Consider the following 20,887-nt stretch of genomic DNA (forward strand, 5'->3'; position numbering starts at 1 on the left):
TTGCGATTCCCCATGAGCGACTCAATTTCAGAACATTTGATCGACCGCATTTACGAGGCGGGGCTCATTCCTTCCCTTTGGCCGGCTGTGCTTGGCGAGCTCGGTGCGGCGACCAGCGGTAGCGGTGGGTTTATGTTCGCCGTGCGGGACGGATACGTCAGCGCGGTCAACTCAGTCGAATATGATGCGACCATGCCGCTCTTTCTGAATGACGGGTGGAGCGAGCGCGATCCGAATCTGCCGCGCGCCATCGCGCTGAATCATGCAGGCTTCCTCACGGACGGCGATCTTCTGTCGGATGAGGAGATTGCAACCAACGAAGTCTATTGCAATTTCTATCGCAAATACGGCCTCGGCTACCGGGCCGGCACGATCATCCCGATACCGAGTGGCGATTCGATCGCCATCGTCGTGCCGCGGCACCAGGATCTTGGTCCGGTGCCGCGCGAGATGGTCACCTTCCTGGATGGACTGCGGCCACATTTAGCGCGGGCATCGCTTACGGCGAACCGCCTTGGCTTCGAGCGCGCACGCGCCCAGGCGGACGCGTTGCAGGCGCTGGGGCTGCCCGGCGCGGTGCTACGTGCGCGCGGCCAGGTGTTCGCGGCCAACGGCCTGTTCGAGGCGTTGATGCCTTCGCTGTTTGAAGACCGTGCCGAGCGCGTGACTATGACGGATGTGACGGCGGATGCGCTGCTGGCCGAAGCGCTCGCCGCGCGGCCTCTTGGGGATGGCCGGATCATCAAGTCCATACCGGTTGCCGCGACGGCCAATTATCTGCCGATGGTCTTGCACGTCATTCCCGTCCGCGGGGCCGCGCGCGACATCTTCACGCAAGCGAGCGTGCTGCTTGTGGTGACGCCAGTCGATCGCGCCGCGGTGCCGACCGCCGAAGTCCTGCAAGGCCTGTTCGACCTGACGCCGGCGGAAGCGCGTGTGGCGCGCGGCATCAGCGAGGCCCGCACGATCGAAGTACTCGCAGGGACGCTTGGTGTCAGCCGTGAAACGGTGCGCTCTCAGCTCAAGTCCGTGCTCGCGAAAACAGGCCTTTCGCGGCAGCAGGAACTGATCAGTCTGCTCGCCGGCAAGGCGTTCCCGAAATAACGAAACGTCCGCGGGAATCCGAAGGCATACTCCACGTCTGCGGGAATAAGGCCGGCGGAGCCGCTTGCCGCTACCGTGGCTGCGAATTCACACACGGCGACGCCCGATCAACCACCGGCGCCGAACCCCCGTAAGAGTACGGATTCGGATGAAAAAGCGCAGTTATCGCGGGCTCCCTGGCGCTTTCCGGCATTGCTGCAATGCGCGGACCTGCTTTGTTCATCTTCCCTTCAGGGTGAAAAGCGCTTTTGCTAAGGAGACTTAAACCGGCTGCACTTGGGGGCAGGCGGGAACTTGCGGAAAACACATGCTCGATCTTGCAATCGTAGGCGGCGGCCCGGGCGGGCTGATGAGCGCCTGGTATCTGAAAAAGAAGCTCGGCGATCTCTGCCGCATCACGATCTACGAGGCATCCGACCGGGTCGGCGGCAAGATCGTCACGCGCAAATTCGATTCGGCGCCGGCGATGTATGAGGCCGGCGTTGCCGAGATCTATGATTACTCGATGACCGGCCCGGATCCGCTGCGCGAGCTGATCCAGCATTTCGGCCTGCAGACGATTCCGATGGACGCCGAGCAGGTGCAGTTCGACGGCGAACTCCTCAATGACGTGCCGGGCATGCGCCGCAAATACGGCGCGAAGACCGCAGCCGCGATCGAGGGCTTCCGCAAGCGCTGCAGCGATATGGTGTCGCCGCTCGAATATTACGAAGGCGTCGGCGCCCACGATAACGAGCATCCGTGGGCCTACATGACCGCCGAGGAACTGCTCGAAAAGTTCGTCGACGACGATACCGCCAAGCGCTTCTTCAAGGTGATGGCCCGCTCGGACATCGCGACCGAGCCCCACAACACCAACGGGCTGAACGCGCTGAAGAACTTCGTGATGGATGTCGACGGCTATATCGGGCTGTATTCGATTCAGAACGGCAACGAACAACTGGTCGATTGCCTGCGCAGCGAAGTCACCGCCGATATCCAGCTCAATCACCGGGTGCTCCAGGTCGGCAAGACGTCCTCCGGCCGCTATCAGCTCAACATGATGAACGGCAAGGGACCGGAGACGCGGGACTTCGATCTTGTGGTGATGTGCCTGCCGCATTCCTGGCTCGGCACGATGCGCTGGAACGGCGAGCAGCTGCGCAAGTCGATGGTCAAGCACGTCGCCTATTTCGACCGGCCCGCGCATTATCTGCGGGTTTCGATCCTGTTCGACGAGCCGTTCTGGGGCGAGAAGATCCCCGGCGCCTGGTTCATGTCGGAGGCATTCGGCGGCTGCTGCGTCTACAACGAGGGCGCGCGTCATGATGTGGGCAAGCATGGCGTCCTGAACTGGCTGATCGCGGGTTCCGATGCGCTGGCATTTGCAAATCTCAGCGATCAGGAACTGATCGACGCCGCGTTGAAGTCGCTGCCGGCGGCGCTCGGCAACGCCCGTGACTATTTCAAGGAAGGCAAGATCCATCGCTGGCTGTCGTCGGTGAACGCGCTGCCGGGCGGCTTGCCGGTGCGCGACGTCATGACCAACCACCGGCCCGAGCCGAAGGAACATCCGGGGATCGTCGTGGTCGGCGATTATCTGTTCGACTCCACGCTGAACGGACTGCTCGACTCCTCCGACGCCGCCACCGACATCATCGTCTCCGAGATGATGCGGCTACGCCGCGCACGCGCGCAGGCGGGCGGGTCGCTCTCCGACAAGATCGATCGCGATTATTTCGAAAATTATCGCGGGCTTGGCCCCTACAGCGAGGTCTGGAGCGAGTTTACCGACCCGGCCTATCTGACGGACCTGATCAAGATCGTCTGGAACCGGGCGAGGGGCTACAAGCTCCTGATCGCCGGCTCGGCCAGCGGCGAACTGGTCGGCGCGCTGCGCGAGCGCGGCATCGACGCCTGGGGCATCGAAAACAACCGCGCCATCCATGCCCGGACGCCGAAGGCGCTGAAGAAATTCAACAAGCTCGGCTCGATCGTCGATATGCCGTTCAAGGACGGCGAGTTCGATTTCGTGTTCGAGACCAGCCTGTGCCACGTCGCGGAGAAGCAGGTCCCGCGCGCCGTGCGCGAACTGAACCGGGTGATCAAGACCGGACTGCTGTTCGGCTCCGTCACGTCGGACACGCCGCCGGCGCTGATCGACCGCTACGACCTGCTGCGCGGGGTGAAGAAGCTCAGCACCTGGTGGGAATGGTCGGAGTTGTTCTTCGGCAACGGATTCGACCTCTCAATGCATCGCCGCGACGTCACCGATGCATTGTGGGCGGCGACGCTTGCCGCCAACAAGGGGCCGGGACAGTGGTACGCCGACTCCGACAGCCTGCGCTATTCGTTCTTCGACAAGGTGGAGTCCGAAGACTGATCGGCAGCTTCCGGTACTCGGATTGTTTGCCAATTGTTTTGCCGAATTCATCCTGATCGCATAGGATCGGCGCGGTAGCGTCCACCGCTATCGCGTTTCGATTTGCGGTCATGCCGGCCGTGCAGCATCGGTTGGTTTCATGGCGCCAAAGCCTCCTTCTTCGGATGATCAGAATCCCGCGTCAGCGGACGATCCTGAGCTTGCGAAGAAGCTCGCGCTCGAGGCTATCGCCAGTGGCAAGCCGGCCGGCTTGCCCGCCGCCGATGACGGCATAAAAGACAAAAAAGCCAAGAAAGACGAGGACGAGGACGACGAGCTGGAGCTCGACGACGATGATGACGAGGACCTCGTCGTCTTCACCGCGAAGGAAGCCGCCGGCGCGATGGCGACGGTCTACGGCTTCGTCAAGCCCTATCTGGGCAATTACAGGAAGCCATTGGCGATCGTCACCTTCGGCGTGCTGGTCGAGACGCTGTTCAACGTCATCATGCCGCTCAGCCTGAAATTCCTGATCGACGACGCGCTCGGCGAAGAGGATTTCCAGGCGCTCTACAAGATCCTCGGCGTGCTCGCGGTCGCCGGCATCATCACCTCGATCGTCGCGATCTGGTATGAGCGCTGGGATGCGCGGCTGGCAGCCGGCATCATTTCCGATGTCCGGACCCGGTTGTTCGAGCATGTCCAGAGCTTGCCGGCGGGCTATTTCGCCCGCACCAAGCGTGGCGAAATTCTCTCGCGCTTCTCCATCGACCTCTCGGCCTTCGAGGGGGCGGTCAAGACCTTTGCCAACAGCGCGGCGCTGCCGTTCCTGGAGCTGATCGCCGGCATCATCCTGATGCTGTTCCTGAACTGGCAGCTCGCGGCCGTCGCGCTTCTGGTGTTTCCGATCACGCTGATCGGCCCGCGGATTCTGACGCCAAAGGCGGTGCAGGCCAATTACGAGCAGAAGCTGAATGAATCGGCGCTGCTCGGCATGGTGCAGGAAAACGTCGCGGCCCAGGCGGTGGTGAAAGCGTTCAGCTTGCAGCGCCGCGCGTTCGGCTGGTTCTCCCTACGCAACCAGGATGTGCGCACCAAGACCGCGTCCGCGGTGTTCCTGTCGACCATGGTGGAACGCACCGTCACGATCTCGGTGCTGTTGCTGCATCTGGTGGTGCTCGCGATCGGCGCCTATCTCGCCACCACGGGCCAGATCACCATCGGCACCTTCGTGACCTTCGAGAGCGCGTTCTGGGAGGTGTCCTACAACATCGCCCATCTTATGCATTTCATTCCGGTGTCGATCCAGGCGGCCGCATCGGTGCGGCATATGCAGGAACTGCTGGACGAGCCGACCCGCGGGGCCGACCGCCCCGGCGCGCCCGATCTGCCCCGCATCACCAACGACATCACCTTCGATCGCGTGACCTTCCAGTACGAGGGCAGCGAGACGCCGGTGCTCGACAATCTCAGCCTCAAGCTCAATGCCGGCAAGCGTATCGCCGTCGTCGGACCCAGCGGCTCCGGCAAGAGCACGCTGCTCAATCTGATCCTGCGGCTCTACCAGCCCGACGAGGGGCGCCTGACCATCGACGGCGTCGACGTCCGCCGCGTCACCCTGGAATCGCTGCGCGGGAGCATGGCGGTCGTGTTCCAGGAGAACATGCTGTTCAACATGTCGATCCGCGAAAACATCCGGCTCGGCAAGGAAGGCGCGAGCGACGAAGAGGTCGTGGAGGCCGCCAAGAAGGCCGAGATTCACCAGTACATCATGAGCCTGCCGCAGAAATACGACACGCCGGTCGGCGAACGCGGCGACACGCTGTCGGGCGGCCAGCGCCAGCGCATCGCGATCGCGCGCGCCGTCATCCGCAACCCGTCCGTCCTGCTGCTGGACGAAGCGACGTCCGCGCTCGACCAGACCACGGAAGCTGCGATCAATCGCACGCTGCTGAAGGTCGCGGAGGGACGCACCATGATCTGGTCGACGCACCGCCTGACGTCGGTGGTCGAGATGGACGAGATCATCGTGATTTCAAACGGCAAGGCGATCGAGCGCGGCTCGCACGCGGAGCTGCTTGCCCGCAATGGCGCCTACCGCAAGCTCTGGGACGACCAGGGCCACAAGCCGCACAATGCGGCCGGTCAGGCGGACGACGACAATGAAGACGACGATGATGATGATGAGGACGAGGACGAGGAGGAGTGAGCGTGGGTTTTTGATTCCGCGCTGATTGCCTTGCGTAACCGTCGCAGATTGCCTTCGCCAAACCACGCCAGGAATCGCGCCAGGCGTTGTGCGCGCCAGTAGATGCCGCGGTCCAGGGTGACCTTGCGGAAGCTGAAGGCCTTCGCCATCGACCAGGCGTCGCAGGCCTGCTTGACCGGATCTTCGTAGTACGACGCGATCTTGGCCTCGTTCATGCCCTCGGTCCCCAGCCAGGCGGGAATATGGACGTTGCAGAGCTGGGTGACGTCAGTGAGTACCTTGTCTGTGCCGGTGCCCGTGACGGGGCAGGTGGTGGCGAAGGCGTCGCCGACCAGGACGATGCCGGGCTGCCGATAGCCTGTGCTGACGTGGATATCCGCTGGCCTGATCTTGACGTCGCCTGACACGGTATACTCGCCGGTGATGCGGCGCAGCCGCGGCAGCGCGGCATTCATGGTCTCGACCGGCTTTTGCCGCATCTCGCGCAGCCAGGGATCGTCGGCCTCGCGATAGGCGAACAGATTCGCTCGCATCCTGGTGCCGACCGGAAACAGCGTCAGATAGGGGATACGGCCGCTCGGACGTTCCGAAAAATAGGTCAGCGCGGGAAATGCGAAAGCGGCGCGACCGGCGGGCGCAAGGTCGAATCCGATCGAGATCGAGTGGCACGGGCTGATGATCTGGCGTTCGATGCCGAGATTGCGGCGGAGCCCGATGTTCAACCCATTGGCCAGCACCACCAGCCGCGCCGAGATCGATTCGCCGTTCGAGAGCGTGAGCTTCTGGCGATCGTCGCTGGTCGAGACATCCGTGACCTTGGCGTAGACCAGTTCGGCAGGTTTGGGGATTTCGGCCCGAATCGCCATGATCAGCGCGTCATACATGATGCCGAACTGCTGGCTCGGCCGCTTGTCGAGCAGATAGCCGGCCCGCGCGATCCAGTTTTCGCCGTCATGGGTGGTCGAACGCAGCAGCGAATCGGCGAATCCCGTCTTGTACAAAAGGTCGACCTGGGTGTCGCCGCTCAGCTTTTCGACGCGAAAATCGAACGGATAATTTTCATGCGGGTCGATCAGGAGCGTCGGAATCCCGGCGCGTCCGAGCATCGCGGCCGCGGTCGAGCCGGCGAGGCCGCCCCCGATAATTGCAATGTCCGTGTACTGCATAGGAATTTCCGGCCTTGAAGGGCTAGTTTTGCGCCGGGAAAGGCAAATAAAGGCTTAGCTTGGCAATCCGCTTTGGACGGGAACCCGGGGAATTATGTTTCTGGATATATTTACCCGGGTAAAATAAGTGAGAATCGCCGGCACCGTTCGATTCGAAGAAGCGGGGAGTGCCGCCAATTTCGGTACGCACCGATTCACGCGAAGCTCTGAATCTGCCGGTGCCATAGGCGTTTCCTGCGTTGTCGTTTCGCTTGACTTAGCTACCCACGGCTTATAGAAGACCCCCACTTCACGACAGGCGGTGAGCGTCGCCAGCGTCGGAACGGAACACCCTTCAAATCCTTATGGACCCAAATCCTTCTGGACTGAGACGGGCACCAACCTCGACGAATGCCGCTCAAACGCTGTCGATCATATAGCTAGGCAATGCCAGTGCGATTTTAGTTCTCTTGAGCACGTTCTCTTGAGAGTGAACTCGGATGCATGACCTCGGTAGCAGGCCGAACAGCGAACGCTGATCGGCCTCCAGTCGCGGTCCTCTGTGGCGTCGAAGCGCTTTCCGCTCAGCAATGAGTGGTTGGCGCGATTTCGTTTTGCGTGGGTCTTTTTCCCGTGCAAGGCGGCCGAACGGGGCGGCTAGTCCCGAGAAGAATTTGCGAAGCCATCTCCGGTTTCGCGCGAACTAAAGGGTGAAGGCTGACATGCCGACGATCAACCAGCTGATCGCAAAACCGCGTACCGTGCAGAAGTCGCGCAAGAAGGTGCCGGCGCTGCAGCAGTCGCCGCAGAAGCGCGGCGTTTGCACGCGCGTCTATACCACGACCCCGAAGAAGCCGAACTCGGCGCTTCGTAAGGTTGCCAAGGTGCGCCTGACCAACGGCTTCGAAGTGATCGGCTACATCCCGGGTGAAGGCCATAACCTTCAGGAGCACTCGGTGGTCATGATCCGCGGCGGCCGCGTCAAGGATTTGCCCGGCGTGCGCTACCACATTCTCCGCGGCGTCCTCGATACCCAGGGCGTCAAGAACCGTAAGCAGCGTCGTTCGAAGTACGGCGCGAAGCGTCCGAAGTAAGCGGGAACAGCCAAGATGTCTCGTCGCCATTCAGCTGAAAAGCGTGAAGTGAACCCGGATCCGAAGTTCGGGAACATCATCATTACGAAGTTCATGAATTCGATCATGTACGACGGCAAGAAGTCTGCCGCCGAGAGCATCGTCTACGGCGCGCTCGCCATGATCGAGGCCAAGACCAAGCAGGGCCCGCTGCCGGTGTTCGAGCAGGCGCTGGAAAACGTCATGCCGACCATCGAAGTGCGTTCGCGCCGCGTCGGCGGCGCCACCTATCAGGTGCCGGTTGAAGTGCGTTCCGTCCGCCGTCAGGCGCTCGGAATTCGCTGGATCATCACCGCGGCGCGCGATCGCAACGAGAAGACCATGACGGAGCGGCTCTCGGCCGAGTTGCTCGACGCGTCGAACAACCGGGGGAACGCCGTCAAGAAGCGTGAAGACGTGCACCGGATGGCGGAAGCCAACCGAGCCTTCTCGCACTATCGCTGGTAACGGCGAAACACGGATTTTAAGGAACAACCCATGCCCCGCGTTCATGCCATAGAGAACTACCGCAACTTCGGTATCATGGCGCATATCGATGCCGGCAAGACCACGACCACCGAGCGCATCCTTTATTACACCGGCAAGAGCCACAAGATCGGCGAAGTGCACGAAGGTGCCGCGACGATGGACTGGATGGAGCAGGAGCAGGAGCGCGGCATTACGATTACGTCGGCTGCGACCACCGCGTTCTGGGAAGGCAAGCGCCTCAACATCATCGACACTCCCGGCCACGTCGACTTCACCATTGAAGTCGAGCGTTCGCTGCGCGTGCTCGACGGCGCGGTATGCGTGCTCGACTCGAACCAGGGCGTTGAACCCCAAACCGAAACCGTCTGGCGTCAGGGCGACAAGTACCGCGTTCCGCGCATCGTCTTCGCCAACAAGATGGATAAGACCGGCGCCGACTTCTACAAATGCATGCAGGATATTGTCGATCGCCTCGGCGCCAAGCCGATTGCGATCCAGCTTCCGATCGGCTCCGAAAACAACTTCAAGGGCCTGGTCGATCTCGTCCGCATGAAGGGCGTGGTCTGGGAAGAAGAGAAGCTCGACGCCAAGTTCGTCGACATCGATATTCCCGAGGACATGGTCGAGAAGGCCAATGAGTATCGCGAGAAGCTGCTGGAAGCCGCCGTCGAACTCGACGACGACGTTCTTGCTGCTTACCTCGACGGCAAAGAGCCCGATGTCGCGACCTTGAAGCGCATGATCCGCAAGGCCGTGCTGACCGGCGCGTTCTTCCCGGTGCTGTGCGGTTCGGCGTTCAAGAACAAGGGCGTGCAGCCGCTGCTCGACGCGGTCGTGGACTATCTGCCGTCGCCGGTCGACGTGCCCGCGATCAAGGGCATCGATGAAGACGGCAATGAAGTCACCCGCAAGGCCGACGACAAGGAGCCGCTGGCTCTGCTCGCGTTCAAGATCATGGACGACCCGTTCGTCGGCACCATCACCTTCTGCCGCATCTATTCGGGTGTGCTGATGAGCGGTACCGGCGTGGTCAACTCGACCCGCGAGAAGAAAGAACGTATCGGCCGCATGCTGCTGATGCATGCGAACAACCGCGAAGACATCAAGGAAGCCTATGCCGGCGACATCGTTGCTTTGGCGGGCCTGAAGGAAGCGCGCACCGGTGACACGCTGTGCGATCCCGACAAGCAGGTGATCCTGGAAAAGATGGAATTCCCGGAGCCGGTGATCGAAATCGCGATCGAGCCGAAGTCGAAGGCCGACCAGGAAAAGCTCGGCGTCGCGCTTGCGAAGCTCGCTGCGGAAGATCCGTCGTTCCGCGTGTCGACCGACCAGGAGTCCGGCCAGACCATCCTCAAGGGCATGGGCGAACTCCATCTCGACATCAAGGTCGACATCCTGCGCCGTACCTACAAGGTCGATGCGAACATTGGCGCGCCGCAGGTGGCGTTCCGTGAGCGCGTCACCAAAAAGGCCGAGGTCAAGTACACGCACAAGAAGCAGACCGGCGGTACCGGTCAGTTCGCTGAAGTGTCGATCGTGGTCGAGCCGAACGAGCCCGGCAAGGGCTACGAGTTCGAGTCCAAGGTTGTTGGTGGTTCGGTGCCGAAGGAATACATCCCCGGCGTCGAAAAGGGCCTCAACAGCGTGATGGGCTCGGGTGTCGTCGCCGGCTTCCCGGTGGTCGACGTCAAGGTGACGCTGGTCGACGGCAAGTATCACGACGTCGACTCGTCGGCGCTGGCCTTCGAAATCGCATCGCGCGCGGCATTCCGCGAAGCGCTGACGAAGGGCAAGTCCGTCCTGCTCGAGCCGATCATGAAGGTCGAAGTGGTGACCCCGGAAGACTATACCGGTTCGGTCATCGGCGACCTGAATTCGCGGCGCGGCCAGATCCAGGGTCAAGACATGCGCGGCAACGCCAACGTCATCAACGCGATGGTGCCGCTCATGAACATGTTCGGGTACGTGAATAACCTGCGCTCGATGAGCCAGGGACGCGCGACCTTTACGATGCAATTCGATCACTACGCGGAAGCACCCGCGAACGTGTCCGCAGAAGTCCAGAAGAAGTTTGCCTGATTGTCGTTGGCGGCAGTCAACGATTAAACGGAGAGTCAAATGGCCAAAGCAAAATTTGAACGTAACAAACCGCACTGCAATATCGGAACCATCGGTCACGTCGACCATGGCAAGACTTCGCTGACCGCAGCGATCACCAAGGTGCTGGCTGAAACCGGCGGTGCGACGTTCACGGCGTACGACCAGATCGACAAGGCGCCCGAAGAAAAGGCGCGCGGCATCACGATCTCGACCGCTCACGTCGAATACGAAACCGCGAACCGGCACTACGCCCACGTCGATTGCCCGGGCCACGCCGACTACGTGAAGAACATGATCACCGGTGCGGCGCAGATGGACGGCGCGATCCTGGTGGTGTCGGCCGCCGACGGCCCGATGCCGCAGACCCGCGAGCACATCCTGCTCGCCCGTCAGGTCGGCGTTCCCGCGCTCGTCGTGTTCCTTAACAAGTGCGACATGGTCGACGATCCGGAGCTGCTCGAACTGGTCGAGATGGAAGTCCGCGAACTGCTCTCGAAGTACGAATTCCCGGGCGACACCATCCCGATCATCAAGGGTTCGGCTCTCGCCGCCCTCGAAGACAAGGACAAGAAGCTCGGCCACGACGCAGTTCTCGAACTGATGAAGGCCGTCGACGAAAGCATCCCGCAGCCGGCGCGTCCGATTGACCAGCCGTTCCTGATGCCGGTCGAAGACGTGTTCTCGATCTCGGGCCGCGGCACCGTGGTGACCGGCCGTGTCGAACGCGGCATCGTCAAGGTCGGCGAGGAAATCGAAATCGTCGGTCTGCGCGATACCCAGAAGACCATCGTCACCGGCGTCGAAATGTTCCGCAAGCTGCTCGATCAGGGCCAGGCCGGCGACAACATCGGTGCGCTGCTGCGCGGTACCAAGCGCGAGGAAGTCGAGCGTGGCCAGGTGCTCTGCAAGCCGGGTTCGGTCAAGCCGCACACCAAGTTCAAGGCTGAGGCTTACATCCTGACCAAGGAAGAGGGCGGTCGTCACACCCCGTTCTTCACCAACTACCGGCCGCAGTTCTACTTCCGCACCACCGACGTGACCGGCGTCGTGCATCTGCCCGAAGGCACCGAAATGGTGATGCCGGGCGACAACATCGCGATGGAAGTGCACCTGATCGTGCCGATCGCGATGGAAGAGAAGCTCCGCTTCGCGATCCGCGAAGGTGGCCGCACCGTCGGCTCGGGTGTCGTCTCCGCCATCATTGAGTAAGCGAACAGGAATTGGCGAGTGGCGGATGAAATCATTCGCTACTCGCTAGCCACCATTCGCAAATACGACGACAAAGAAAGACAGCGGCAATGAACGGCCAAAATATTCGCATCCGTCTCAAGGCGTTCGACCATCGAATTCTCGATACGTCGACCCGCGAGATCGTGAACACGGCGAAACGTACCGGTGCTCAGGTTCGCGGACCCATTCCGCTGCCCACCCGCATCGAGAAGTTCACCGTCAACCGTTCGCCGCACGTCGACAAGAAGAGCCGTGAGCAGTTCGAGATGCGCACCCACAAGCGCCTTCTCGACATTGTCGACCCGACCCCGCAGACCGTCGATGCTTTGATGAAGCTCGACCTGGCCGCCGGTGTCGACGTCGAGATCAAGCTCTAAGATTTTTTTAGATCGTCCGAAGTTAGCGGACAGAAAGAACAGGAAGCACGCCGATGCGCTCCGGAGTGATCGCACAAAAGGTCGGGATGACGCGGGTCTTTACGGAGACCGGTGAACATATCCCTGTGACCGTGCTGAAGCTGGGCAATTGCCAGGTTCTGGGCCACCGCACGACCGAGAAGAACGGTTACGTTGCGCTGCAGCTCGGTTCCGGTACCCGCAAGACCGTGTATCTGCCCAAGGCAGAGCGCGGCCAGTTTGCGGTGTCCAAGGTCGAGCCCAAGCGGAAGGTCACCGAGTTTCGCGTGTCCGAGGACGCGCTGATCCCGGTTGGCGCCGAAATTCAGGCGGACCATTTCGTGGTCGGCCAGTTCGTCGACGTCACCGGCACCTCGGTCGGTAAGGGTTTTGCCGGCGGCATGAAGCGCTGGAACTTCGGCGGTCTTCGCGCCACCCACGGTGTGTCGGTTTCGCATCGTTCGATCGGTTCGACCGGCGGACGCCAGGATCCCGGCAAGACCTTCAAGAACAAGAAGATGCCCGGTCACATGGGCGTCGATCGCATCACCACGCTCAACCTGCGCGTTGTGCAGACCGACGTCGAGCGCGGCCTGATCCTCGTCGAGGGCGCCGTTCCCGGCTCCAAGGGCGGATGGATCTCGGTGCGTGATGCGGTGAAGAAGCCGTTGCCGAAGGAAGCTCCGAAGCCCGGCAAGTTCAGGGTTGTCGGCGGCGCCGAGCAGGCTCAAGCGCCGGCCGAGCAGGAGGGCGCGTGAGATGGAACTGAAAGTCACGACCCTTGAGGGCAAGGAAGCCGGTTCGGTCCAGCTGTCCGATGAGATTTTCGGCCTGGAGCCGCGCAAGGACATCATCCAGCGCTGCGTCAACTGGCAGCTCGCCAAGCGTCAGGCCGGCACGCACAAGACGCAGGGCCGCGCCGATGTCTGGCGCACCGGCAAGAAGATGTACAAGCAGAAGGGCACCGGCGGTGCTCGTCACGGTTCGGCCCGCGTTCCGCAGTTCCGCGGCGGTGGCCGTGCGTTCGGTCCGGTGGTGCGCTCGCACGCCTTCGCCTTGCCGAAGAAGGTGCGCGCACTGGCACTTCGCCATGCGCTCTCCGCCAAGGCAAAGGACGGCGGGCTGATCGTGATCGAATCGGCGACGCTCGAGGCCGCCAAGACCAAGGCTCTGGTCGGGCATTTCTCGGGTCTCGGCCTGACCAATGCGCTGATCATCGACGGCGCCGAGGTCAACACCGGTTTCGCGACCGCGGCCCGCAACATTCCGAACATCGACGTGCTGCCGATCCAGGGCATCAACGTCTATGACATTCTGCGCCGTCACAAGCTGGTGCTGACCAAGTCGGCGGTGGATGCGTTGGAGGCGCGCTTCAAATGAAGAATATCGATCCGCGCCATTACGACGTGATCGTTGCCCCGGTGGTGACCGAAAAGGCAACGGTAGCGTCCGAGCACAACAAGGTTGTGTTCAAGGTCGCCTCCAAGGCGACCAAGCCGCAAATCAAGGAAGCCGTCGAGAAGCTGTTCGACGTCAAGGTGAAGAGCGTGAACACGCTGGTCCGCAAGGGCAAGACCAAGGTGTTCCGCGGTAATTTCGGTTCGCAGTCGGATGTGAAGCGGGCGATCGTGACCCTCGAAGAGGGCCACCGCATCGACGTCACCACCGGACTATAAGGCGTTACGACGATGGCATTGAAAACATACAATCCGACGACGCCGGGCCAGCGCCAGCTGGTGATGGTCGACCGTTCGGCGCTGTACAAGGGCAAGCCGGTCAAGGCGTTGACCGAGGGCAAGCAGAGCAATGGCGGCCGCAACAACACCGGCCGTATCACGGTTCGCTTTCGTGGCGGTGGCCACAAGAAGGCCTACCGGATGGTCGATTTCAAGCGCGACAAGGTCGACGTAGCCGCGACCGTCGAGCGCCTGGAATACGATCCGAACCGCACCGCGTTCATCGCGCTGATCAAGTATGCCGACGGCGAGCAGGCCTATATCCTGGCGCCGCAGCGGCTGGCCGCGGGCGACACCGTCGTTGCCGGCAACTATGTCGACGTGAAGCCCGGCAATGTCATGCCGCTCGGCAACATGCCGGTCGGCACCATCGTCCACAATATCGAGATGAAGATCGGCAAGGGCGGCCAGATCGCACGTTCCGCCGGCACCTATGCGCAGATCGTCGGCCGCGATCAGGACTACGTCATTCTGCGTCTCAACTCGGGCGAACAGCGCCTGGTGCACGGCCGTTGCCGCGGCACCATCGGCGCGGTGTCGAACCCCGATCACATGAACATCTCGATCGGCAAGGCCGGCCGTACCCGCTGGCTGGGCTGGCGTCCGCATAACCGCGGCGTCGTCATGAACCCGATCGACCATCCGCACGGCGGCGGCGAAGGCCGCACCTCGGGCGGCCGCCACCCGGTGACCCCGTGGGGCAAGCCGACCAAGGGCAAGAAGACCCGTTCGAATAAGTCGACCAACAGATTCATCCTCCTAAGCCGCCACAAGCGGAAGAAGTAAGGAACGCCGGACATGGTTCGTTCAGTCTGGAAAGGCCCGTTCGTCGAAGGCTCTCTGCTCAAGAAAGCAGATGCCGCGCGTGCGTCCGGCCGTCACGACGTCATCAAGATCTGGAGCCGCCGCTCGACCATCCTGCCGCAGTTCGTCGGCCTGGTCTTCGGTGTCTACAACGGCCAGAAGCATGTGCCGGTATCGGTCAACGAGGAAATGGTGGGTCACAAGTTCGGCGAATTCTCGCCGACCCGTACCTTCCATGGCCATTCTGGCGACAAGAAAGCCAAGAAGGCTTGAGGAATAAGCGATGAGCAAACCAAAGCGCGAAAGAGTGCTCGCGGATAACGAGGCCAAGGCTGTGGCCCGGATGCTGCGCGTGAGCCCGCAGAAGCTTAATCTTGTCGCGCAGCTGATCCGCGGCCGGAAGGCGTCTGCGGCACTGGCCGACCTGCAGTTCTCGCGCAAGCGGATCGCGGTCGACGTCAAGAAGTGCCTGGAATCGGCGATCGCGAACGCCGAAAACAACCACGACCTCGAGGTCGACGATCTGGTCGTCGCCGAGGCCCATGTCGGCAACGGCATCGTGATGAAGCGCTTTTCGCCGCGCGGCCGTGGCCGTTCGGGTCGTATCTACAAACCGTTCTCGCACCTGACCATCGTGGTTCGTCAGGTCGAGGCCGAGGCTGGCGCTTAAGGGCGCGGGAGAAGACGATGGGTCAAAAAATCAATCCAATCGGACTGCGTCTCGGCATCAACCGTACGTGGGATTCCCGTTGGTTCGCTGGCAAGAACGAATACGGCAAGCTGCTGCATGAGGACGTCAAGATCCGTGAGATCCTGCACAAGGAACTCAAGCAGGCAGCCGTCGCCCGCATCGTGATCGAGCGTCCGCACAAGAAGTGCCGCGTGACGATCCATTCGGCGCGTCCGGGCGTCGTGATCGGCAAGAAGGGCGCCGACATCGACAAGCTGCGCAAGCGAGTTGCCGACATCACGGCTTCCGACGTCGTCATCAACATCGTCGAAATCCGCAAGCCGGAACTAGACGCCACCCTGGTCGCCGAATCGATCGCCCAGCAGCTCGAGCGTCGCGTCGCATTCCGCCGCGCCATGAAGCGCGCGGTGCAGTCGGCGATGCGTCTTGGCGCCGAAGGCATTCGTATCAACTGCTCGGGCCGTCTCGGCGGCGCCGAAATCGCGCGTATGGAATGGTATCGCGAAGGTCGCGTTCCCTTGCATACGCTGCGCGCCGACGTCGATTACGGCGTGGCGACTGCGTTCACGACATTCGGTACCTGCGGCGTCAAGGTCTGGATCTTCAAAGGCGAGATCCTCGAGCACGATCCGATGGCCCAGGACAAGAAGATGGCCGAAGGCGACAATACCCGTCCGCGTCGCGACGCTGCTTGAGACATTAGAGAAGGTTTGAGGGCGTAAGCCATGATGCAACCAAAGAAAACGAAGTTCCGGAAGGCGCATAAGGGCCGTATCCACGGCGTTGCGACTTCGGGCGCGACGTTGTCGTTCGGACAGTTCGGCCTGAAGGCGATGGCGCCCGAGCGCATCACCGCCCGTCAGATCGAAGCCGCACGCCGCGCGCTGACCCGTCACATGAAGCGCGCCGGCCGCGTCTGGATCCGCGTGTTTCCGGACCTGCCGGTGTCGAAGAAGCCCGCCGAAGTCCGCATGGGCTCGGGCAAGGGCACGCCGGAACTGTGGGTGGCCCGGGTCAAGCCTGGCCGCGTGATTTTCGAGATCGACGGCGTCACGGTGCAGACCGCAAAGGAAGCGCTCTCGCTCGCCGCCGCCAAGCTGCCGATCAAGACGCGCTTCGTCGCGCGCATTGCGGAGTAACCGTCATGGCCGAGATGAAAACCGCCGACATTCGCGCGATGAGCGACGATCAGAGGGAGGACGCCGTCCTCAACCTGAAGAAAGAGCGTTTCAACCTGCGTTTCCAGCGCGCCACCGGGCAGCTGGAGAACACCACGCGGCTGCGTGAAGCCCGCCGCGATATCGCCCGCATCAAGACCATCGCCGCGCAAGCGCGCGCGAAGAAGAAGTAAGAGGCCGGATATGCCGAAACGAACCCTTCAGGGCGTGGTCGTGAGCGACAAGCAAGCCAAGACGATAGTGGTGCGCGTCGATCGCCGCTTCACCCACCCGATCTACAAGAAGACGATCCGTCGCTCCAAGAACTACCACGCGCACGACGAGAACAACGAGTTCAAGCCGGGCGACATGGTGTGGATCGAGGAGAGCAAGCCGATCTCGAAGTTGAAGCGCTGGACGGTTGTCCGGGGCGAACAGAAGAAAACGGCCTGAAGCAGGTCGGGCTTAGCCTGACCGGTTTTGGGAAATTTTAAGCGCGTTCCAGCGCATCAGAAAGAGGACGAGGTGCATCAATGATTCAGATGCAGACCAACCTCGACGTGGCCGATAATTCAGGCGCACGCCGTGTCATGTGCATCAAGGTGCTTGGGGGCTCCAAGCGCCGCTATGCCACCGTGGGCGATGTTATCGTTGTGTCGATCAAGGAAGCGATTCCGCGCGGCAAGGTGAAGAAGGGCGACGTGATGAAGGCTGTCGTGGTGCGGGTCCGCAAGGACATCCGCCGCGCCGACGGCTCGGTCATCCGCTTCGACCGCAACGCCGCCGTGCTGATCAACAATCAGTCGGAGCCGGTCGGCACCCGTATCTTCGGGCCCGTGCCGCGCGAGCTGCGCGCCAAGAACCACATGAAGATCATTTCACTTGCGCCGGAGGTGCTGTGATGGCTGCCAAGATCCGCAAGGGTGACAAGGTCATCGTGCTGAACGGCCGCGACAAGGGCCGTACCGGCGAAGTATTCGAGGTTCGTCCCGACGAGAACAAGGCTCTCGTGCGCGGCGTCAACCTGGTGAAGCGTCACCAGAAGCAGACCCAGGCCCAGGAAGGCGGCATCATCTCCAAGGAGGCGCCGATCCACCTGTCCAACATCGCGTATGTCGGCAAGGACGGCAAACCGACCCGCGTGGGCTTCAAGATTCAGGCTGATGGCAAGAAGGTACGCATTGCCAAGAGCTCGGGAGCAGAGATCGATGGCTGAAACCGCTTATGTGCCGCGCCTGCGCGTGGAGTATGACAAGAGCATCCGCAGCAAGCTGACTGAACAGTTCGGCTATGCCAACGTCATGCAGGTGCCGCGTCTTGACAAGGTCGTCCTCAACATGGGCGTCGGCGACGCCGTCAACGACCGCAAGAAGGCCGAGACCGCAGCTGGCGACCTGTCGCTGATCGCCGGCCAGAAGGCGATCGTGACCTATTCGCGCGTCGCGATCGCGACCTTCAAGCTGCGTGAAAACCAGCCGATCGGCTGCAAGGTCACGCTGCGCAAGACCAAGATGTACGAGTTCATCGACCGCCTGGTGAACGTGGCGCTGCCGCGCGTGCGCGACTTCCGGGGCCTCAATCCGAAGAGCTTCGACGGCCGCGGCAATTATTCGCTCGGCCTCAAGGAGCACATCATTTTCCCCGAAATCGACTTCGACAAGGTTTCGGAAGCCCGCGGCATGGACATCACGGTTTGCACCACGGCGCAGACCGACGACGAGGCGCGCGCCTTGTTGACCGCTTTCAATTTCCCGTTCCGGCAGTGAGACGCAGTTAAAGCCTCTCAAACGCGGAAACCCAGGAGCCAAGCATGGCAAAGAAGAGTTCAATCGAGAAGAACAACCGGCGCAAGCGGATGACCAAGAACGCCGCACCCCAGCGCGCGAAGCTGAAGGCGATCATCGCCGACAAGACCAAGCCGATGGAAGAGCGCTTCGCCGCGACGCTGAAGCTTGCCGAGATGCCGCGCAACTCGTCGGCGACGCGCATCCGCAACCGCTGCGAACTCACCGGCCGTCCGCGTTCGGTCTATCGCAAGAACAAGCTCAGCCGCATCGCGCTGCGTGAACTCGGCTCCAAGGGCCTGGTTCCCGGGCTCGTGAAGTCGAGCTGGTAAGGGAGGGTCGTCAGATGTCTACGCACGATCCGATCAGCGATCTCATCACCCGCATCCGCAACGCGCAGATGCGCTCGAAGTCCAAGGTTTCGACCCCGGGCTCGAAGATGCGCGCCAACGTGCTCGAAGTGCTGAAGTCCGAGGGTTACATCCGCGGCTACGCCAGCGTAGAGCATTCGTCCGGCCGCAGCGAACTCGAGATCGAACTGAAATATTTCGACGGCGAGCCGGTCATTCGCGAAATCGAGCGGGTGTCCAAGCCAGGCCGTCGGGTTTACGCCTCGGTGAAGAACCTGCCGCGCGTGAACAACGGTCTCGGTATTTCGGTCTTGTCGACACCGAAGGGAATCATGGCTGACCACGAAGCGCGTGAAGCGAACGTGGGCGGCGAAGTTCTCTTCACGGTGTTCTGAGGAAGGATTCTAGCATGTCACGTGTTGGCAAACGGCCCGTGCCGATCCCGTCCGGTGTGACGGCGACCGTCGAAGGGCAGACCGTCAAGATGAAGGGGCCGAAGGGCCAGCTTCAGTTCGTCGTGCATGACGACGTCGAGGTGAAGTTCGAGGACGGCGCGGTCAAGGTCGCGCCGAAGCTCGAAACCAACCGGGCGCAGGCCATGTACGGCACCGCGCGCGCGCAGGTCGCAAACCTGGTCGAGGGCGTCACCAAGGGTTTCGAGAAGAAGCTCGAGATCACCGGCGTCGGCTACCGCGCCGCGCTGCAGGGCAAGAACCTGCAGCTCGCGCTCGGCTACAGCCACGACGTCGTCTACGCGATCCCCGATGGCATCACCATCGCGGTGCCGAAGCCGACCGAGATCACGATCACGGGCAATGATTCCCAGCGCGTCGGTCAGGTTGCGGCCGAAATCCGCGCCTATCGTCCGCCGGAGCCCTACAAGGGCAAGGGCGTGAAGTACGCCAACGAATTCATCTTCCGCAAGGAAGGCAAGAAGAAGTAACGGAGCCGGCCATGTCACTGAAAGTTACAAATGCCCGGCGCAAGCAGCGTGTGAGGAATTCACTGCGCCGCTCCGCCAATGGACGTCCGCGTCTGTCGGTGTTCCGCTCGTCGAAGCATATCTATGCCCAGGTCATCGACGACCTGAAGGGCGAGACGCTGGCTTCCGCGTCGTCGCTGGAAAAGACGATGCGCGAGAGCGGCAACACGGGCGCCAACATCGATGCGGCCAAGGCCGTCGGCAAGCTGCTGGCGGAACGCGCCGTGCAGAAGGGCGTCAAGGAAGTGATATTCGATCGCGGTCAGTATCTGTATCACGGGCGCGTCAAGGCGCTCGCGGATGCAGCCCGCGAAAGCGGATTGAGCTTCTAACAACCGGTTTTGAACCAAGATTAAGGACAGGGGCGTTAGGCTCCCTGAGATTGGAAAACACCATGGCAGGTGAACGCGAACGCGGCGGACGCGAACGGAGCAGGGATCGCGAAGAGCGCGACAGCGAGTTCGTCGACAAGCTGGTCCACATCAATCGCGTGGCGAAGGTCGTCAAGGGCGGCAAGCGCTTCGGCTTTGCGGCGCTGGTCGTGATCGGCGACCAGAAGGGTCGGGTCGGTTTCGGTCACGGCAAGGCGCGCGAAGTTCCCGAGGCGATCCGCAAGGCGACGGAATCGGCGAAGCGTAACCTGACGCGCGTTGCTCTGCGCGAAGGCCGCACGCTGCATCACGATATCGCCGGCCGTCACGGTGCGGGCCGCGTCTATCTGCGCGCAGCCCCCGCCGGTACCGGCATCATCGCGGGCGGTCCGATGCGCGCGGTGTTCGAAACGCTCGGCATCCAGGACGTGGTGGCGAAGTCGATCGGTTCGTCGAACCCCTACAACATGGTTCGCGCAACCTTCGACGCGCTGAAGCATCAGGATTCGCCGCGTTCGGTGGCGGCACGCCGCAACATCAAGGTGTCCACGCTGCAGTCGCGCCGCGTCGGTGGCGATGCCGAAGTGGTGGCTGAATAAACAATCAGGCGCAGCTTCCCGCGCCGTTCGGAGTCAAGACGATGGCCAAGGCCGCAAAGATGATCAAGGTCGAGCAGACTGGCAGCGCAATTCGCCGCCACCACTCGCAGCGTGCGACGCTGATCGGCCTCAAGCTCAACAAGATCGGCCGGGTTTCCGAGCTGCAGGATACGCCTGAAGTTCGCGGCATGATCAGCAAGGTTCAACATCTCGTCCGCGTCGTCGGCGAGTAAGCAAGACAGGGAGGAGCATGATCCCGAAAAGTGGGGACCGGTTTTCGGTCAA

28 protein-coding genes are annotated in these 20,887 nt (G+C 61.9%); 27 read left to right on the forward strand and 1 reads right to left on the reverse strand.

Annotated elements, in window-relative coordinates; all coding sequences use genetic code 11:
* Positions 1-12 precede the first annotated feature (12 nt).
* The 3 genes from JQ600_RS15900 to JQ600_RS15910 all read left to right on the forward strand — a co-directional run bounded on the left by JQ600_RS15900 (position 13) and on the right by JQ600_RS15910 (position 5,654).
* Positions 13-1,104, forward strand: coding sequence for a helix-turn-helix transcriptional regulator (locus tag JQ600_RS15900; protein ID WP_212391697.1), 1,092 nt, complete (start codon positions 13-15; stop codon positions 1,102-1,104).
* Between the two features lie 307 nt (positions 1,105-1,411).
* Positions 1,412-3,466, forward strand: a complete 2,055-nt coding sequence (locus tag JQ600_RS15905) for an FAD-dependent oxidoreductase (protein ID WP_212391699.1) — start codon at positions 1,412-1,414, stop codon at positions 3,464-3,466.
* Between the two features lie 139 nt (positions 3,467-3,605).
* Positions 3,606-5,654, forward strand: coding sequence for an ABC transporter ATP-binding protein (locus JQ600_RS15910; RefSeq protein WP_212489978.1), 2,049 nt, complete (start codon positions 3,606-3,608; stop codon positions 5,652-5,654).
* Here JQ600_RS15910 and JQ600_RS15915 read toward each other — a convergent pair.
* Positions 5,591-6,820 carry an NAD(P)/FAD-dependent oxidoreductase gene (locus tag JQ600_RS15915; protein WP_212391703.1) on the reverse strand — a complete coding sequence of 410 codons (1,230 nt, stop codon included), beginning with the start codon at positions 6,818-6,820 and terminating at the stop codon, positions 5,591-5,593. The two genes, JQ600_RS15910 and JQ600_RS15915, sit on opposite strands and share 64 nt — an antisense overlap.
* Positions 6,821-7,521: 701 nt before the next feature.
* On the opposite strand from JQ600_RS15915, the gene rpsL reads away from it, so the two are divergent.
* The 24 genes from rpsL (at position 7,522) to rpmD (ending at position 20,835) form a co-directional block, all read left to right on the forward strand.
* The gene (rpsL, locus tag JQ600_RS15920; RefSeq protein ID WP_057849132.1) at positions 7,522-7,893 is read left to right on the forward strand and encodes a 30S ribosomal protein S12; all 372 of its coding nucleotides are present in this window, start codon (positions 7,522-7,524) and stop codon (positions 7,891-7,893) included.
* Positions 7,894-7,908: 15 nt separating this feature from the next.
* Complete coding sequence (gene rpsG / locus JQ600_RS15925; protein WP_192733871.1) at positions 7,909-8,379, forward strand: 30S ribosomal protein S7; 471 nt, start codon at positions 7,909-7,911, stop codon at positions 8,377-8,379.
* A gap of 30 nt (positions 8,380-8,409) precedes the next feature.
* Entirely contained in the window at positions 8,410-10,482 is a 2,073-nt protein-coding gene (gene fusA, locus JQ600_RS15930; RefSeq protein WP_212035208.1) for an elongation factor G, read from the forward strand.
* 39 nt (positions 10,483-10,521) lie between these two features.
* Positions 10,522-11,712, forward strand: coding sequence for an elongation factor Tu (gene tuf, locus JQ600_RS15935; RefSeq protein ID WP_192733869.1), 1,191 nt, complete (start codon positions 10,522-10,524; stop codon positions 11,710-11,712).
* Between the two features lie 89 nt (positions 11,713-11,801).
* Positions 11,802-12,110 (forward strand): 30S ribosomal protein S10, encoded by a 309-nt coding sequence (gene rpsJ / locus JQ600_RS15940; protein WP_002712302.1) that lies wholly within the window; start codon positions 11,802-11,804, stop codon positions 12,108-12,110.
* 53 nt (positions 12,111-12,163) lie between these two features.
* Positions 12,164-12,886: a 50S ribosomal protein L3 gene (rplC, locus tag JQ600_RS15945; protein ID WP_212269288.1), complete on the forward strand. Its 723-nt coding sequence runs from the start codon at positions 12,164-12,166 to the stop codon at positions 12,884-12,886.
* 1 nt (position 12,887) lies between these two features.
* A complete protein-coding gene (rplD, locus tag JQ600_RS15950; RefSeq protein WP_192733867.1) occupies positions 12,888-13,508 on the forward strand; it encodes a 50S ribosomal protein L4 in 621 nt (206 codons plus the stop codon).
* Positions 13,505-13,804 (forward strand): 50S ribosomal protein L23, encoded by a 300-nt coding sequence (locus JQ600_RS15955; RefSeq protein ID WP_192733866.1) that lies wholly within the window; start codon positions 13,505-13,507, stop codon positions 13,802-13,804. The genes rplD and JQ600_RS15955 overlap by 4 nt, the downstream gene beginning before the upstream one ends.
* 12 nt (positions 13,805-13,816) lie before the next feature.
* Entirely contained in the window at positions 13,817-14,650 is an 834-nt protein-coding gene (gene rplB, locus JQ600_RS15960) for a 50S ribosomal protein L2 (RefSeq protein ID WP_212269287.1), read from the forward strand.
* A gap of 12 nt (positions 14,651-14,662) precedes the next feature.
* Complete coding sequence (gene rpsS, locus JQ600_RS15965) at positions 14,663-14,941, forward strand: 30S ribosomal protein S19 (protein WP_027536815.1); 279 nt, start codon at positions 14,663-14,665, stop codon at positions 14,939-14,941.
* Positions 14,942-14,951: 10 nt separating this feature from the next.
* On the forward strand, positions 14,952-15,338 hold the full coding sequence (rplV, locus tag JQ600_RS15970) for a 50S ribosomal protein L22 (RefSeq protein WP_192733864.1): 387 nt from the start codon (positions 14,952-14,954) through the stop codon (positions 15,336-15,338).
* Positions 15,339-15,355: 17 nt separating this feature from the next.
* The gene (rpsC, locus tag JQ600_RS15975) at positions 15,356-16,054 is read left to right on the forward strand and encodes a 30S ribosomal protein S3 (RefSeq protein ID WP_212391706.1); all 699 of its coding nucleotides are present in this window, start codon (positions 15,356-15,358) and stop codon (positions 16,052-16,054) included.
* Positions 16,055-16,084: 30 nt separating this feature from the next.
* Positions 16,085-16,498 (forward strand): 50S ribosomal protein L16, encoded by a 414-nt coding sequence (rplP, locus tag JQ600_RS15980; RefSeq protein ID WP_025588649.1) that lies wholly within the window; start codon positions 16,085-16,087, stop codon positions 16,496-16,498.
* 5 nt (positions 16,499-16,503) lie between these two features.
* Complete coding sequence (gene rpmC / locus JQ600_RS15985; protein ID WP_192733862.1) at positions 16,504-16,710, forward strand: 50S ribosomal protein L29; 207 nt, start codon at positions 16,504-16,506, stop codon at positions 16,708-16,710.
* 10 nt (positions 16,711-16,720) lie between these two features.
* Complete coding sequence (rpsQ, locus tag JQ600_RS15990; RefSeq protein WP_192733861.1) at positions 16,721-16,969, forward strand: 30S ribosomal protein S17; 249 nt, start codon at positions 16,721-16,723, stop codon at positions 16,967-16,969.
* Between the two features lie 80 nt (positions 16,970-17,049).
* The gene (rplN, locus tag JQ600_RS15995) at positions 17,050-17,418 is read left to right on the forward strand and encodes a 50S ribosomal protein L14 (RefSeq protein WP_011473865.1); all 369 of its coding nucleotides are present in this window, start codon (positions 17,050-17,052) and stop codon (positions 17,416-17,418) included.
* Positions 17,418-17,732 carry a 50S ribosomal protein L24 gene (gene rplX, locus JQ600_RS16000; protein WP_212035207.1) on the forward strand — a complete coding sequence of 105 codons (315 nt, stop codon included), beginning with the start codon at positions 17,418-17,420 and terminating at the stop codon, positions 17,730-17,732. Before rplN ends, rplX begins: the two co-directional genes overlap by 1 nt.
* Complete coding sequence (gene rplE / locus JQ600_RS16005) at positions 17,725-18,282, forward strand: 50S ribosomal protein L5 (protein ID WP_212269285.1); 558 nt, start codon at positions 17,725-17,727, stop codon at positions 18,280-18,282. The genes rplX and rplE overlap by 8 nt, the downstream gene beginning before the upstream one ends.
* A 44-nt stretch (positions 18,283-18,326) precedes the next feature.
* Entirely contained in the window at positions 18,327-18,632 is a 306-nt protein-coding gene (gene rpsN / locus JQ600_RS16010) for a 30S ribosomal protein S14 (RefSeq protein ID WP_192733858.1), read from the forward strand.
* A gap of 14 nt (positions 18,633-18,646) precedes the next feature.
* Positions 18,647-19,045, forward strand: coding sequence for a 30S ribosomal protein S8 (gene rpsH / locus JQ600_RS16015; RefSeq protein ID WP_192733857.1), 399 nt, complete (start codon positions 18,647-18,649; stop codon positions 19,043-19,045).
* Positions 19,046-19,059: 14 nt separating this feature from the next.
* Positions 19,060-19,593 (forward strand): 50S ribosomal protein L6, encoded by a 534-nt coding sequence (gene rplF, locus JQ600_RS16020; RefSeq protein ID WP_192733856.1) that lies wholly within the window; start codon positions 19,060-19,062, stop codon positions 19,591-19,593.
* 11 nt (positions 19,594-19,604) lie between these two features.
* Positions 19,605-19,964 carry a 50S ribosomal protein L18 gene (rplR, locus tag JQ600_RS16025; RefSeq protein ID WP_192733855.1) on the forward strand — a complete coding sequence of 120 codons (360 nt, stop codon included), beginning with the start codon at positions 19,605-19,607 and terminating at the stop codon, positions 19,962-19,964.
* Between the two features lie 62 nt (positions 19,965-20,026).
* Positions 20,027-20,602: a 30S ribosomal protein S5 gene (gene rpsE / locus JQ600_RS16030; RefSeq protein WP_028349043.1), complete on the forward strand. Its 576-nt coding sequence runs from the start codon at positions 20,027-20,029 to the stop codon at positions 20,600-20,602.
* 41 nt (positions 20,603-20,643) lie between these two features.
* Positions 20,644-20,835, forward strand: coding sequence for a 50S ribosomal protein L30 (gene rpmD, locus JQ600_RS16035; RefSeq protein WP_192733854.1), 192 nt, complete (start codon positions 20,644-20,646; stop codon positions 20,833-20,835).
* The last annotated feature ends 52 nt before the right edge of the window (positions 20,836-20,887 follow it).

The organism is Bradyrhizobium sp. AUGA SZCCT0176 (assembly GCF_018130145.1).
In the GTDB taxonomy this organism is placed as follows: domain Bacteria; phylum Pseudomonadota; class Alphaproteobacteria; order Rhizobiales; family Xanthobacteraceae; genus Bradyrhizobium.

What these genes read in the sequence shown, in the direction of transcription:
- rplB (WP_212269287.1), top strand. Translation starts at nt 13,817, where the DNA reads ATGGCATTGAAAACATACAATCCGACGACGCCGGGCCAGCGCCAGCTG.
- rpsL (WP_057849132.1), top strand. Translation starts at nt 7,522, where the DNA reads ATGCCGACGATCAACCAGCTGATCGCAAAACCGCGTACCGTGCAGAAG.
- rpsE (WP_028349043.1), top strand. Translation starts at nt 20,027, where the DNA reads ATGGCAGGTGAACGCGAACGCGGCGGACGCGAACGGAGCAGGGATCGC.
- rpmD (WP_192733854.1), top strand. Translation starts at nt 20,644, where the DNA reads ATGGCCAAGGCCGCAAAGATGATCAAGGTCGAGCAGACTGGCAGCGCA.
- rplF (WP_192733856.1), top strand. Translation starts at nt 19,060, where the DNA reads ATGTCACGTGTTGGCAAACGGCCCGTGCCGATCCCGTCCGGTGTGACG.
- JQ600_RS15915 (WP_212391703.1), bottom strand. Translation starts at nt 6,820, where the DNA reads ATGCAGTACACGGACATTGCAATTATCGGGGGCGGCCTCGCCGGCTCG.
- rplE (WP_212269285.1), top strand. Translation starts at nt 17,725, where the DNA reads ATGGCTGAAACCGCTTATGTGCCGCGCCTGCGCGTGGAGTATGACAAG.
- tuf (WP_192733869.1), top strand. Translation starts at nt 10,522, where the DNA reads ATGGCCAAAGCAAAATTTGAACGTAACAAACCGCACTGCAATATCGGA.
- JQ600_RS15900 (WP_212391697.1), top strand. Translation starts at nt 13, where the DNA reads ATGAGCGACTCAATTTCAGAACATTTGATCGACCGCATTTACGAGGCG.
- rplP (WP_025588649.1), top strand. Translation starts at nt 16,085, where the DNA reads ATGATGCAACCAAAGAAAACGAAGTTCCGGAAGGCGCATAAGGGCCGT.
- rplC (WP_212269288.1), top strand. Translation starts at nt 12,164, where the DNA reads ATGCGCTCCGGAGTGATCGCACAAAAGGTCGGGATGACGCGGGTCTTT.
- fusA (WP_212035208.1), top strand. Translation starts at nt 8,410, where the DNA reads ATGCCCCGCGTTCATGCCATAGAGAACTACCGCAACTTCGGTATCATG.
- rpsQ (WP_192733861.1), top strand. Translation starts at nt 16,721, where the DNA reads ATGCCGAAACGAACCCTTCAGGGCGTGGTCGTGAGCGACAAGCAAGCC.
- rplV (WP_192733864.1), top strand. Translation starts at nt 14,952, where the DNA reads ATGAGCAAACCAAAGCGCGAAAGAGTGCTCGCGGATAACGAGGCCAAG.
- rpsC (WP_212391706.1), top strand. Translation starts at nt 15,356, where the DNA reads ATGGGTCAAAAAATCAATCCAATCGGACTGCGTCTCGGCATCAACCGT.
- JQ600_RS15955 (WP_192733866.1), top strand. Translation starts at nt 13,505, where the DNA reads ATGAAGAATATCGATCCGCGCCATTACGACGTGATCGTTGCCCCGGTG.
- JQ600_RS15910 (WP_212489978.1), top strand. Translation starts at nt 3,606, where the DNA reads ATGGCGCCAAAGCCTCCTTCTTCGGATGATCAGAATCCCGCGTCAGCG.
- rplX (WP_212035207.1), top strand. Translation starts at nt 17,418, where the DNA reads ATGGCTGCCAAGATCCGCAAGGGTGACAAGGTCATCGTGCTGAACGGC.
- rplN (WP_011473865.1), top strand. Translation starts at nt 17,050, where the DNA reads ATGATTCAGATGCAGACCAACCTCGACGTGGCCGATAATTCAGGCGCA.
- JQ600_RS15905 (WP_212391699.1), top strand. Translation starts at nt 1,412, where the DNA reads ATGCTCGATCTTGCAATCGTAGGCGGCGGCCCGGGCGGGCTGATGAGC.
- rplD (WP_192733867.1), top strand. Translation starts at nt 12,888, where the DNA reads ATGGAACTGAAAGTCACGACCCTTGAGGGCAAGGAAGCCGGTTCGGTC.
- rpsH (WP_192733857.1), top strand. Translation starts at nt 18,647, where the DNA reads ATGTCTACGCACGATCCGATCAGCGATCTCATCACCCGCATCCGCAAC.
- rpsS (WP_027536815.1), top strand. Translation starts at nt 14,663, where the DNA reads ATGGTTCGTTCAGTCTGGAAAGGCCCGTTCGTCGAAGGCTCTCTGCTC.
- rpsN (WP_192733858.1), top strand. Translation starts at nt 18,327, where the DNA reads ATGGCAAAGAAGAGTTCAATCGAGAAGAACAACCGGCGCAAGCGGATG.
- rpmC (WP_192733862.1), top strand. Translation starts at nt 16,504, where the DNA reads ATGGCCGAGATGAAAACCGCCGACATTCGCGCGATGAGCGACGATCAG.
- rplR (WP_192733855.1), top strand. Translation starts at nt 19,605, where the DNA reads ATGTCACTGAAAGTTACAAATGCCCGGCGCAAGCAGCGTGTGAGGAAT.
- rpsG (WP_192733871.1), top strand. Translation starts at nt 7,909, where the DNA reads ATGTCTCGTCGCCATTCAGCTGAAAAGCGTGAAGTGAACCCGGATCCG.
- rpsJ (WP_002712302.1), top strand. Translation starts at nt 11,802, where the DNA reads ATGAACGGCCAAAATATTCGCATCCGTCTCAAGGCGTTCGACCATCGA.